The sequence below is a fragment of the Streptomyces sp. NPDC013457 genome (assembly GCF_043089925.1).
GTDB lineage: Bacteria > Actinomycetota > Actinomycetes > Streptomycetales > Streptomycetaceae > Streptomyces.
Genome location: NZ_JBICBL010000018.1, coordinates 1 through 12,770, shown reverse-complemented (window position 1 = coordinate 12,770; position 12,770 = coordinate 1). Strand labels below are relative to the sequence as shown.

General features: G+C 68.8%; 10 protein-coding genes. 2 read left to right on the top strand and 8 right to left on the bottom strand.

Features of this window, described 5'->3' with window-relative positions; translation table 11 throughout:
- Nucleotides 1–113: 113 nt before the first annotated feature.
- Nucleotides 114–296, bottom strand: a complete 183-nt coding sequence (locus tag ACF1G2_RS34140) for a recombinase (protein ID WP_391802050.1) — start codon at nucleotides 294–296, stop codon at nucleotides 114–116.
- Between the two features lie 46 nt (nucleotides 297–342).
- Here ACF1G2_RS34140 and ACF1G2_RS34135 point away from each other — a divergent pair, with 46 nt between their 5' ends.
- Nucleotides 343–2,565, top strand: coding sequence for a tyrosine-type recombinase/integrase (locus ACF1G2_RS34135; protein ID WP_391802049.1), 2,223 nt, complete (start codon nucleotides 343–345; stop codon nucleotides 2,563–2,565).
- Entirely contained in the window at nucleotides 2,562–3,122 is a 561-nt protein-coding gene (locus ACF1G2_RS34130; RefSeq protein ID WP_391802048.1) for a DUF6262 family protein, read from the top strand. The genes ACF1G2_RS34135 and ACF1G2_RS34130 overlap by 4 nt, the downstream gene beginning before the upstream one ends.
- 123 nt (nucleotides 3,123–3,245) lie before the next feature.
- On the opposite strand, the gene ACF1G2_RS34125 is transcribed toward ACF1G2_RS34130, so the two are convergent.
- From ACF1G2_RS34125 to ACF1G2_RS34095, 7 genes are all read right to left on the bottom strand, one after another.
- Complete coding sequence (locus ACF1G2_RS34125) at nucleotides 3,246–3,944, bottom strand: hypothetical protein (RefSeq protein ID WP_391802047.1); 699 nt, start codon at nucleotides 3,942–3,944, stop codon at nucleotides 3,246–3,248.
- A gap of 427 nt (nucleotides 3,945–4,371) precedes the next feature.
- On the bottom strand, nucleotides 4,372–5,394 hold the full coding sequence (locus ACF1G2_RS34120; protein ID WP_391802046.1) for a hypothetical protein: 1,023 nt from the start codon (nucleotides 5,392–5,394) through the stop codon (nucleotides 4,372–4,374).
- A gap of 147 nt (nucleotides 5,395–5,541) precedes the next feature.
- Entirely contained in the window at nucleotides 5,542–6,582 is a 1,041-nt protein-coding gene (locus ACF1G2_RS34115) for an ImmA/IrrE family metallo-endopeptidase (protein ID WP_391802045.1), read from the bottom strand.
- Nucleotides 6,579–7,538 carry a hypothetical protein gene (locus ACF1G2_RS34110; RefSeq protein WP_391802044.1) on the bottom strand — a complete coding sequence of 320 codons (960 nt, stop codon included), beginning with the start codon at nucleotides 7,536–7,538 and terminating at the stop codon, nucleotides 6,579–6,581. Before ACF1G2_RS34110 ends, ACF1G2_RS34115 begins: the two co-directional genes overlap by 4 nt.
- Nucleotides 7,539–7,622: 84 nt before the next feature.
- Nucleotides 7,623–8,534 (bottom strand): hypothetical protein, encoded by a 912-nt coding sequence (locus tag ACF1G2_RS34105; protein WP_391802043.1) that lies wholly within the window; start codon nucleotides 8,532–8,534, stop codon nucleotides 7,623–7,625.
- A gap of 385 nt (nucleotides 8,535–8,919) precedes the next feature.
- On the bottom strand, nucleotides 8,920–11,652 hold the full coding sequence (locus ACF1G2_RS34100; RefSeq protein WP_391802042.1) for a Helicase associated domain protein: 2,733 nt from the start codon (nucleotides 11,650–11,652) through the stop codon (nucleotides 8,920–8,922).
- Nucleotides 11,653–11,705: 53 nt separating this feature from the next.
- Nucleotides 11,706–11,906: a hypothetical protein gene (locus ACF1G2_RS34095; protein ID WP_391802041.1), complete on the bottom strand. Its 201-nt coding sequence runs from the start codon at nucleotides 11,904–11,906 to the stop codon at nucleotides 11,706–11,708.
- Nucleotides 11,907–12,770 lie beyond the last annotated feature (864 nt).

The window sequence follows — 12,770 nt, the reverse complement described above, 5'->3', positions numbered from 1 at the left end:
CTAGCTGGCTGCGTCCGAGGGACGGCCTCGCTCATCATGCATGGGCCTGCGGTCAGCCACGTAGATTCACAAGTCGCGAGCCGAGATCGAGCTTTCGGATCGACGATTCAGGTTCACTCGGGCCGGCGAGTGGTCGGGATTCCGAGGGCGATGGGTGCCCGTTGGGCAGTTCGGGCGGCGTCGGCCTGCTTGGTGCGGACGAAGGTCAAGGTCATGTCGATGCCTTCGATCTCGCCGAGCCACTGCTCGTCCTCGGCGCGTTTGCGGCGGAGGATCAGATCCTTCTCGATCTCCATGAGCCGCGACAGCATTTTCGGGTCGACCCGAAGCATGGGGCATCGGATGCAGGAGTTCGCCCGCACCTTCGTGCCCGAACGCAACCGGGTGTCTTTCGGTGGGGTACCGGACCAGTGCGGCTTCAGCAAAGACGGGCATCGCTGTGTCCGCCCACGCCACTGCAAGCAGTTGTGCCTCACGCACTACACCCAGTGGAAGACCCACACCCGCCGCAAACTTCCCGGCCGGTGGGAAGACACCGCAGCCCCCTACACCGACACCCCCGCATGCCCGGCTCCCGCGTGCCCGCTGCCGGGCCTCTTCGGCCGTGGTCTGTGCCGCCACCACGCGCAGCGCTTCCGCGAACACCGCCGTTCCCACCCCGACGCCCCGGTAGCCCCGTGGGCGGCACAACAGCCCCCGTACCTCGCCCCGCACCAGTTCAGCCTCCTTCCTCTGCCCGAGCCGCTGCGCCTTGAGGTCCTCTACGGCCTGCAGCAGGCAGAACCCTGGCTGCGGATCTTCGAGCCCGCTCAGGTCCGCCGCATGGTCCGCGACCTGGCCGGCACCGCCACACTCGTCAGCGCCGTCACCGACGAGCAGATGTGCCCGCGTTCCACCGTCGCAGTCCTCAGGCTCCTCACCCGCGTCCGCACCGCGGTCCAGGCCGCCCACGCCGAATACACCGGAACAGCACCGGCCCAGGACGACATCCTTGACCTGCGAGCCCTGGGCCAGCGATCCCGCACACCAGCGGGCATCAGAACCCCCAAGACCGTCGACCTGCGCACCATCAAACAACGCTGGCTGCGCGACCTGCTGCGGACCTGGACGATCCAGCAGCGCCCCGGAGCGGACGAGTTCGGCCGCACGCTGCGCGGGGTGGAGCTCGCTTCCCGGGCCCTCGCGCCCCGCCCGGGCACCGACGACCCCGCACGGCTGCGCTACGACGACGTCACCGCAGTGGTCGAGGCGTTCCGCACCGCGCTCAAACTGGACGGCGAACCCGCCGGCTGGAACTACCGGATGTCCATCGCGAGCCACTTCTTCGCCCTGATCGACTACAGCCGGCGCTCCGGGACCACCGAAAACCTCTCAGCCGCCTTCGTCCGCGACCCCGCCACCCACCGCATCGCACAAGAGGAAGCCAACGAGGACGAGATCGGCAAAGCCATCCCCGAGCCGGTGATCCGCCAGCTCGACGCCCACCTCGACCTCCTCGGACAGGGCAAGGCCCGAGGCCAACGCACCCTCGCCCCCGCAGACCTGCAACTGATGTACCGCACTCTTTACATCCTGCTCAGGGACACCGGACGACGCCCCCTTGAAGTCCTCTCCCTGCCCCTGGACTGCCTAGAGACCCGCAACGACCAGATCTCCCTGATCTGGAACAACCACAAGACCCGCCGGTACCGCCGACGCCTGCCCATCACCGCATCCACCGCCGAAGCCATCCGCACCTGGAGAGCCCGACGCGACCAGCTCCAGCCCACCCTCCCGCCAGCCGGTGCAGACTTCCTCTTCCCCGCGCTGACCCACCTCGCCACCCGCGCCTACCTGCACACCAGCTACCTCGGCGAGACCCTGCGCCACTGGGTCGACTCCATCCCCCACCTCCACGGCGAAGGCGCCGACCCGTACGGCAACCCCCTGCCCTTCGACCGGGCCCTCATCTACGCCTACGCGTTCCGTCACTCCTACGCACAACGCCACGCAGACGCCGGAACCCCCCTCGACGTCCTGCGTGAACTGATGGACCACAAGTCCGTCAGCACCACCCAGCGCTACTACGCCGTCTCCCTCAAACGAAAACGCGACGCCGTCACCAAACTCTCCGCACACGTCGTCGACAACCACGGCCGGCCCAGCCCCTGCTCCGAGTCCGCATACGAACTGCGCTCCGTCGCTGTCCCCTACGGCGGCTGCACCGAACCCAGCAACGTCAAAGCAGGCGGCAGCTCCTGCCCCATCCGCTTCCAGTGCGCTGGCTGCGGCTACTACCGCCCCGACCCCTCCTACCTCACAGCGATCGAACAGCACGTCAACGAACTTCGCGCCGACCGCGAAACGGCCCAGGCCATGGACGCTGCCGAATTCGTCACCACCGCCCTCACCGCACAGATCAGCGCCTTCGAGCAGGTCACCGACCGCATGCGACGCCAACTCGCAGCCCTCCCCGCCGCCGAACGCCAGGAGATCGAAGAAGCCAGCGCCGTCTTGCGCAAAGCCCGCGCCGGCACCCACACCCTCCTGCCCCTCACCGTGATCACGAGGACGGATCCGGCATGAACCCCCACGGCAACGCGCACACCCTCGTCCAGGCCCGCCGCCGCGACAGCCTCGACAAACGGCAGCGCGCCCTCACCGCCCTCACTACTCTGGAACAACAGGGCAAAAAGATTACGCACGCCGCGGTCGCCCGCACCGCCAGTGTCTCCACCTGGCTCACCTACACCGAAGGCATCCGCGAACACATCGAAGCCGCCCAGCGACGCCAGCAGCAAAGCGTCCCGCAGCCTGTACCTGCCCGGAATCCCAGTGCGACGTTGCGCACGGAGTTGGAATTGGCCAGACAGGAGATCCGCGCCCTGCGCGAAGAGCGTGATCAGATGAGGCAGGCTCTCCAGTATCAGCTCGGGCAGCAACTCGATGACCTGAGCGCTACCGCCTTGAGCGGACGGGTTGACGAGCTCACGTGTCACAACCAACGGCTCGCTGACCAGCTCCGGGAGACTACCGACGAGAACACTGCCCTCAAGGTCCGCATCGCATCCCTGGACCAAGACCTCGCGGCAGCGCGCACCAGCCTGCGTCGCATGATCCGAAACGAGAACACTGCACGCTGATGCCTTGGGGTAGAGCCAATCAGAGAATGGATACATGTTCGGCCCGAAGCGTTCTCACTCCCGGTCGATTGATACAAGTCGGACTCGACCCGGCAAGTGTGTGCGACAGGCGCTCTGGTGCTTCTACCTGGACCACCACGGCTTTTTGAGTGTGCGCAGGTGCTCCCGGACGGCAGCGATGTAAGCGGTCTCCAGCGTCTGCAGCGCGCTGAGGTCGATCTGTGCCGGCGGGATGTTCATGGCCGTGTCGCTCTCGATGGGGGACGCTTCCCACGCTGCGTGCATGGCCGCTCCGGCCGTCTTGCGCAGCTCCTGGACGAGGTCGGCGTAGGCACGGCCCACCGCTTCGGATTCGATCTTCGTCCAGGCAAGGTGGTAGGAGAGGTTGCCCTGGATCTCCCGCAACGTCTCCGACAGCCGTACGCGTTCCTCGGACGCGGCGTCGAACCGGCGCCGCCTGATGGCGTAGGGCATCTCCTTGTAGGCGCTGTGGGCGGCGAAGGCCTCGGCGAAGGCGGTCCGGAGCCTGCTGAGCTCCTCCTCCCGGGTCTTTCGCTGTGCGAGCCAGATGTTGATGGCCGCGGTGAGCGCGGCGGCGAGGAACGCCCCGGACACCACGGCCGGCCACACCGAGGTGGCATCGGCCGCAGCAGGAGCCGCGGGCGGCGCGGAAGGCACCACGGTGGCCGTCGACACCGCCGGGACCGGCACGGAAGGCGCCGCGGGCGGCGCGGAAGGCACCGCTGCTGCGGCCGACGGAGTAACCGCCGTCTGCACGGGCGCCATGACAACCTCCAAACTGATACCGGGCACGCCGCTCACGGGCCGTGGGGAGTTTCCTGGCCGGGCCACTCACCCGTGCCGCGCCACCATTGTTCACGCAGCAGATGGGCCACTACATGCCCCAGCAAGGCCTCCGGCCCGTCCGCGCGGACCCAGCGCTGCTCAGGCGCATCGTACGGGTACCACATGCACAAAGCGTCATCGGAATACCGGTGAGGCGACTCCGACGGCCCATCGGTGTACACATGCGGCACGTCGGGGGCCCCTGGGCCGAAAACGATCGAGACCGTCTGCTCGACGACGTCCGCGACCCGCAGCTGGACGGCCAGGGCGAAGCCACCGCGGTAGCGGTGCGGAGGCGGGATGACCCTGACCGCTTGGCCGCAGGCGGCCAGGCGTCGCTGGAAGGCGATGCGGGCCGCCGGCCTGGCGAACCAGGCCGGCGCACGCCAGGCAGGACGGCGCCTCACGCGTGATGCCCCGCGCCGTAGGCCCGGGTGGGACGTACCTCGGCCGCCGGCCCGCTCAGCCCCAGCGTCACCGTTGTGACAGGCGTGCGCTGCCGCAGCGCCGCGATCTTGCCCGCGAAACTGTCGGACACCGGGGCCTGCACGTATCGGTAGAACACCCCCGACAGCGCCGACAGCACCGCCTCGCGGTCGTCGTCGACCGCCAGAGCCTCGGCCACGCCGTCCGCCGCCCCGCGCAGCCGCCGGGCCGCAGACTCACGCCCCACCAGCAGCTTCACGTTCGGCGAGACCCCCAGAGGGTCCTTGGTCGCCGTACCGGCCTCCACCCGGGCCGCAGCCTCGGACATCACCGTGGCCAGCGCCTTCGCCACGCCCATCCCCGGCTCGATGAACTCCCACGCCCACACCGTCAGGTTGTGCGAGGAGAAGCCCGGCTGGGAGTACTGCTTGTTCCACGCCTTCAGCAGGCGCACCACCCTGCGGCGGGTACGGCGCATCGACTGCGTCCCGCTGGTGAAGAGCGCGACGTGTCCCTCCGGGTCGGACGCCTCCCACCGGTCGGTCTCCAGGTTCGGGATCCACAGCCCGCCCCCTTCCTTCCGGGTGAGGGCCACGACCAGGTCCACCGTCGGGTCCTGGCCGTCGACCGGCTCGCCGAAGGTGATCTTCGGGCCGCGCTTGGAGGTGCCGCAGCGGGCCTTCGGGTACACCTTGCGCACAGCGGGGCCCAGCAGCGCGCACAGCTCGCCGGTGATCGCGGCCGGCGTCTCGCCGCCCCCGTCCGGTCCGAGCCGCGGATACACGCGCCGGTCCAGGACGACTCCGCCGTCACCGTCGCCGACCGGGTGGGTGAAGGTGTGCTGGGGCAGCGAACCACTGCGGTAGGTCCGCAGTGCGCCCGTGAAGCCGATTGCGCTCGAGCTGACCAGGTCCAGCCGCGTACGTGCCTGCGCCAGCGGCTCAGGGTGGGCGTCGATCTGGGCGCGGATGTCGTTGAGGATGTCCTCGGTGTATCCCATGAGGATGTGTCCGTTCAGGTGAGGGGCGCCGAGCGCCGCGCATCGCCCGGGACTTCCCCGGGCGGAGCCGTCACTCGGCGGCTCACCCTCCTCTGACGTCACACCGTCGAGATCGTCCGGGCACCCCTCACCCCCGCTGCGATCAGGTCAGGAACAGTCGCGGCAGACGGTGCTCGCACCCTCGAACCGGGACGGGGCCAGGACCATGAAGCAGCGCTCGCAGGGACGGTCGCTCCGCCTCCTGGCGGCCGTGCAACCACAGTGCCCCTGCCCGCACGCAGGCTCCCCGCAGTCCGCACACGCCGACTCGGTGATCTTGAACGGCTCCCCGCACGTCTCGCACTCCCACCAGGAACCGAACCGGGAGCTCCCGGTCCGCGGCCGCGGCGCCGTGAAAGCACGCCAGGCCACGTTGTCCTCGGCGAGCACCGCGATCAGGTAGTCCTCGTCACACCAGGCTGCCTGCCCGTACAGCAGATCGCTCTGCTGGCCGGACCGGTAGAGCACGAACGTCTTGTCGCGCTCGACCGTGTCGTGGGTCCCCAGGGCCGCGGCCAGGAGCGGGGTGCCCGACTGGTCGGAGCCCCGAGTCGGCGGAATCATGCCGTGAGCCGCGGCGAACAGCACCCGGCCCGCGGCGTCGAACAGGACGACCGCGCCTCCGCCGGCCAGGTACTGCGCCGCACGCACACAGCACGCCTCGCGCGAGGCGCGGGAGGTGCGGAACATGGCGACCACATCGTCGGCGCAGGGCCCGCGGCGGCGTACGTCCGCGGCAATCTGCCCATCCGGCACGAGGATGCGCGCGGCGAAGGCGTCACAGGCGGCTTCCTCGAACGTTTCGGAGTCCTCCCAGTCGAACAGGCGCTGCCCCAGCTCGGGGTCGGTCTGCTGGAGATGGTGGCCCAGCTCGTGCAGGCCGGTGAATCCGCGGCGCCGATGTGAGCGGGCCGCCCCGACCACCAGCGTGGGGGGATCGGTCTGCGACCGGTAGCTGCCGGCGACCGAGCACCGGCCACCGCCGTCCGACGCGGCCTCCAGCGACACCTGGAGGTCCGTCCAGCGGCCCAGCTCGGCCAGCGGATCCGCACGCAGTGCTTCCACAGCGCCGGGGTGCAGCCGCTCAAGAGCCGAGATCATCGCCTCCGCCTGACGCGGAGCCTCCTGGTCGAACCGGCGCCGTGTCACGCGCCGCCCTTCGTAGTGTCCTCGTCGCCGAGGAACTGCCGCAGACGGGCGTCCCAGTCGGCCGCGCCCCCGCCTGTCTCGCGAGCGGCCAGGGCAAAGGCGCCGTAACTGCCCCAAAGACGCGCCTGGGCTTCACTGATCTCCATCTGCCGGGCGCGGCGTACCCATACCGAGCGCCACCGCGGGTGCTCTATGGCCTGGACGAGATCGGCGGGCAGGGGACGGACCGTCCGGGCGATCTGCTCTGCGCTCAGCCCGGTCGCCGAGGCGATGGCACCGATCCGGTCGGCAGGCAGCGGGGCCTTGCCGCGAAGCAATTTCATGACCTCGGGCTGCGGCATATCCAAGGCAGAGCACAGCGTCCTCAAGTCCAACCGGTCGCCGAGCAGCGACGCCAAGGTCCCGGGAGGCCGTCCGCTCTCCTGAACCGGCAGACCGGGCGCATGTTGTAGATGCTCCAGATCATCAGCGAGGCCGGCTCGCGTCTCGGCGTCCGGCTCCAGGGCGGAACGGATCATCTGTCCCTGGCGTACCCCTGCCGCGGCCGGCGCCGGTCGGCCCTGGGCCCGGGCCGCCGCACACCCCACGATGTCCTCGTCCCAGGCATCGACCACGCGCTCCAGCACGCGCATGGGGACACTGGAGACCAGCCCTGCCCACACGGTGGCCTCGACGCCGAACGCGGTATGTGCCCCGTCCACGACCACGCTGGTCTCATCCTCACCGGGCGGGTCGATCGTGATGGGGACGGCGTTCACCTCACGGGCGCCCACCTCCAGGATCAGCACAAGCATGCGGACCTCGTCCCAGCGTGCCCGCCATACCTGACCAGCATTGATCTCCGCCTGAGCCGGATCACCGAAGCGCTCTCTCAGCCCTGCCTCCGACAGAGCATGCGGCCCACGCATCTTTCGAGCCAGGTCCAGGAACCGCTGCGGCACTTTCGAGTCACTCATGGCGTCCTCCCGCATCCATCGACTGAGCAGGCCTCCACCATCGACTGACGTCATACCGACCAGGACGTCCGGCCCCGACCGCGCTCATCGTGCTTGCGCCGCTTCGCTGCACAGCCGGATCACCTCCGACCCCACCGAACGTACCTCGTGCCCGTCTCCGTTCCCGACGAGCTGCTGCAGTTTCTCCTTCAGCCGTGTCCTGTGGTGATACGCCTGGGACCGGCCACAGCCCAAAAACGCCTGAAGCTCTCCCGGGCGCTCCAGATACGCGACCATGCCCCGCTCCTGGGGGCTGAGCATGGCCACGATCTGTGCCGCGGCCGATGTCGCACCAGCCTCGTCGTCGCGAGCAAGCACGATCTCCTCGGGGGAGGCGTGCGCACCGGCGGTGATCTGCGATCCCGCATCGTCGGGGAGCGGGAGGACTCCCGGATCCAGCGCCACAGGAAAACGGGCAATGAACACCTCGACGAGCTGTGCGACCTCCATCGATCCAGCAGCGGTGGACAAGACCGCACGGATCACGGCTTCCAGCGACTTCCGGTCAGCGAGAGGGGCACGACGCGTTTCACTGGTCCACTTCGGGATCTTGATGTTCGGCACAGCGCACGCGGCGTCGACGAGCGGGCCGGGGGGACCGGACCAGGTCTGAACCGTCGTGCCGGCCAAGCGCCACCTACCGGCTCCCGCCTCGCCCGGCGGCACCACCTCAAAGGCACCGCAGTCCGTCAGCACATCTTCCAGCGAGCGCCTGACCGAACCGAGCGCGGTTTTGCGGGCCTGGTCGATCAGCCAGCGACGGATCGATTTTCGCAGCAAGCGTCCGACACTGTCATCGTCGTCGGCCTGAGCCAGGAGATTGGCGGTGACCGCCTGGAGGCGGTCTGCCAGAAACTCATACAGCAGATCCTCCTCGTCGGCCTTCTGCCAGCCGGCCGGAGGAGCAAGAACGGGGAAGCGCCGTGCTTCCTGCCGCACCAGCTCGCCGGTCAGCATCAGACACGCGGGGCCGAAGCACCCGAGTTCGTGCAGTTCGTCGAATACGGAAATAGCCGGTACCTCCCCTTGATGGGCGAACCGTACGTCAAGAAGAGCTCTCGGAACAGGAAGTTATGGATTCCCCCTCGTACGTCCATCCCACGCTTGAACCTGAGCGAAGGCACGGATGCCTGCAGCCCCCTCGACCGGGTTGATGTGCCGGGTGGGGGACTGATGCCGACGAGCAGAAAGGGGAGGCCACCGGCCTCCTCTTTCTCGCTGGCGGGGCGTGCGCCAACACGTGTTCCGCCTGATGCCCGTAGTTCTTGGATGCACCCAGTGGACTAAGGGCCTTGCCAACTTCGCTGTCCCACATTCAGTTTGACCAGCGTGCCATTGCATCCTAATGACCAACCTGCCCCCTGCCAGCCGAGCCCTCGGGCTGGCTCGGCACCGGCGCAGCCACCGCCCACGGGACGTCCAGTGCAGTGAGGGCGGCCTGCTGCTCCTGGGCGAGCTTGCCCCACCTCGATTTGGTGTTCGAGACCCACACGCCCAATCTGACGGCGATCGGCTCGGTTTCGCCGTCGACCATGATCTGTTCGGTGTGGCCGCGCGGGACGGGCCGGTGGGCGCCTTCCCGCTCCACCCATTGCTTGAGGGCCGCGAGGCCGCGCTGGAACGCCTGCTGCGCTTTACTCAGGCCCTTCGTCGTACGAGGAGCAGCGGGCGCGTGAGACGGCGCCTCAACGGGCTTGATGCCCAGCTTGGTCAGTCGTTCCTGTTGTTCGGCGGAGAGTTGTGTCCATGTGCTCGCTTCTCTTTGCCGCGTGAGCCATCGTCCGATGTCGTCGCCGTCCATCAGCACGCCGGGTGCGATGTCGGGCAGGTAGCCGTCGGCGTCGACCAGGTCCGCGAGCACCTTGTAGTGCCGCTGCCAGTCGAGTGGCCAGGGGCAGTTCCAGTCCGGGTCGATCTCCGCGAGCTGCGCAGCCCGGGTCTCCGCGCGCTGCGGGTTCTTGCCGAGGCCGTTTTTGCGGCGGAGGTTGGCGAGGAGTTGTCCGATGGCCAGCTGCTCACTGTCAGCCTCGCCTTCGCCCCACACGGTGTCTTGTCGGGGTGCGAGGTGTCCGGTGGCCCGGTGGTAGGAGCGGAGTGCGGCGAGTTTGGTCTCCCAGGCTTCGTCGCCGGGTTCCCACACCATCCCGGCCTCGTCGAGGAGGGTTTTGCGATGGAGGTCGAGTTCACCGGCCCGCAGCGCTTTCCGCTGTTGATGGACCCATCGCCCAAGCGGAAACGCCTTAGTCGTCCCGACCTCGGTCTCGGTGTCATAGGGGACGGCGTACAGGCCGGCGATCTCGTTCTCGGCACGCCACCGGACCAGGGCCTGGTAGCCCTCGAGCCAGACGAGGGACTGGGGGCGGATGACGCGGCAGCGGGTGAGGGCTGCGATGTCGGCGGCGTGGCGGGGGGAGGCGAAGTTGATCACGATCGAGGTGACCCGGTCGACCTCCTGCTGCGCCTCGCCGGCCTCCTCGGGCATGTCCCCGTTCTCCGGGCCGGCCCCGGCCGCGAGGGCCGGCCGGACGTGGATACGCCGCCGTTCGGTGCCGCGGGTCAGGGCGCGGGAGGCGAGCTGGTCGACCATGCGTTCCGAGTGCGAGCGCAGCGCTTGGAGGATGTCGACCAGGGGCTGGTAGCTGGCGGAGGCGACCATGTCCTTCGGGTCCTCCCCGGGCTGCAGGAAGACCGGGATGATGACCCGCGCCGTCTTCACACTGCCGTCCGGGTTGGGCCGCAGCGCCCGCCCGATGTTCTGGACGATGTCGACCTGGGAGCTGCGGGAGCCGACGATGCACACGGCCTCGACCCCGCGTAGCCCGGTGATGTCGACCCCGACCCCCAGTGCTCGTACCGAGGAGAGGAACGCCCGGTGCACCCGCCGGCCCTCGGCGTTGATGCCGTTGGCGAACCGGTGGATCACTTCACGCCGGTGGGCGATGGGGTGGTCTCCGCACAGCCAGTCCGCCCACACCCGCCCCGGCGGCACGTGACGCCCGTCCTCGAGCTCGTACAGCTCGGCGTCGATCGACGACGCGGGCAGCTCCTCCGCCCCGGCTAGCGCCGCCGCGGAGGCCTCAGCCGTATACAGTTCGGCGGCGGTCGCCGGCATCTGCCCGGCGAACGCCGCGGCTTCCTCGACCCGCTGGTGGAACACCATAGTGGTGTGCAGATTCTGCTGCGCCGCGTGCTCGAGCAGTGCGGCCTGGAGCAGGGCCAGGCGTCGGCCGCGCAGCGCGTCCTCGGACAGACCGAGGATCGGGTCGGGGTCGCGGATCTCGAGCACGTCGATCTCGAAACCGGCAAGGATCGAGCGTTCCACCGCCTCCGCCAGCCCAAGATCGAAAATCCGGGTGCCGTACGTGTGGGAGTCGTCCTCCATCGACGCGATGACCAGCTCCCGGCCGTCCCGCCCGCGCTGCGGCCGGGGCGCGGCGAGGATCCGCGGGGTGGCGGTCAGGTAGAGCCGGAAGTCGACAGGAATCCGGGTGTTGTCGTGGATCGCCGCCCACGGCCGCCCCATGTCCCCGGCCGTCATGTGCCCCTCGTCCAGAATGGCCAGGTCGAACGGAGCCATCCGCTGCCCATACAGCCGCTCCCCGCCCGCCAGAGCCGCCTCCAACGGCCCGCGCACCGTCCGCTGGCCCGAAGGGTCCTCCGGGTCCTCTCGATCGACCAGGGAGGCGTACGTGGCGAACACGACCACCGGCCCCGATCCCGCCCACAGCGCGAGCTGGATCGGGTTGGTCGTGGTCCGCACTCCGAGCCGCTCCAGGACCTCGTCCCTGTCCACCGAGCAGACCGCAACCATCGGCGCCCGGTGTCCGACCCGCCGCCAGGACTGGGCACTCTGCACGATCAGATCCAGGGTGGGCACCATGACGAGGATCCGGCCCTCGGGGAAGCACTCCAGGGCACTCGCAGCGGCTGTGATCGTCTTCCCGGACCCTGTCGCGGACACCCCCATGGCACGCGCCCCCTGAGGGGGAACAGATGATCTTGCAGAGAATCCCACCCATTTTCGGAAGGCCGACTTTTGAGCGACCTGATGTTCCCTGAGCGAGATTCCCTGCATTTTTTGGTTCCCTTTCCGGGATGGAGACTCAGGTAGCGGTGATATGTCCGGCCTCAGCCCGTAGTGCCGAGGCCCCTGAGCCCCCACTCGTCGAGTCCGGCATAGACGGTGGCAGTGAGGCATTGAGGGGCGTCCATGACTTCGGCTTCACCGCGGTAGACGGCGACCAGCGAGTCGGTACCGCGCCACCAGGTGTCCGCAAGGCCGGCAACCTCCTGCACGGCCTCGAACCCATCGAGCTCGAGCTCGTCCACGGCAGCGCCCCTCAGCTTCGTGGTCGTACGCGCCCACCGACGCGTGTGGTACGCCAGAGCCAGGGCCTCCACCCACCCCTCGACACTGGCATGTAGCGGCACCCACTTCCCGGCGTGAAGACCGAACTCCCCGTTCGGGCCGACCATGAACGCGTAGGGAAGAGCCGTACGCTGCGTACCGGCTCCGAAGTGCCAGTCAGGATCGGGCCCCTCGGGCACATCCCCACTGAGCGTCCGCGGCCCCCCGTCATAGTGAGGAGAAGGCGGAAGAGCCAGACCGCCCCAAGCCGCCTCGAAGGCCGCCACCCGATCAACCTGAGCCGCAGGCACCCCATGGCCCATCCACCGAACCCTGTACCGCTCCACGTCGTAACGACCGGTCCAGTACCCATGAGCCCGGATGAAGCCTTCCGCCCTGCGTGTGAGCCCCGCAGGGATATCTGTTTCGATCGCCATCTCCCCACCCGAGCCTATGCCACGTTTTCGCCAACCCTACATGCTGCATCATATGATGCAGCTGACGCTACCAGAACCTGACACACAGACAGACCCCACTCCTCCAGCCAGCCAGGCCCGCGTCAGCGGGCCCATGGGCCCTGGAGGCGCAGCCGGAAGGGCCCTTAAGGCGGGGGAGCGCAGCGGACCCGCCGACCCTGGGCAGAGCGAAGCGAAGCCCAGGGCCGGCGGGGCGAAGCCCCGCAGCTCCGGAAGCGCAGCGAACGGAGCGTCACCAGGCTTGCGAAGCAAACCTGGTGAGTGGGACGCGCAGCGTCCCACCAGCGCTCCCGCGGAGCGGGAGCGCAACACCCGCGCGCAGCGCGGGTGTTCGCTTGCACATCGCGCAGCGATGTGGTACCCGCTCCG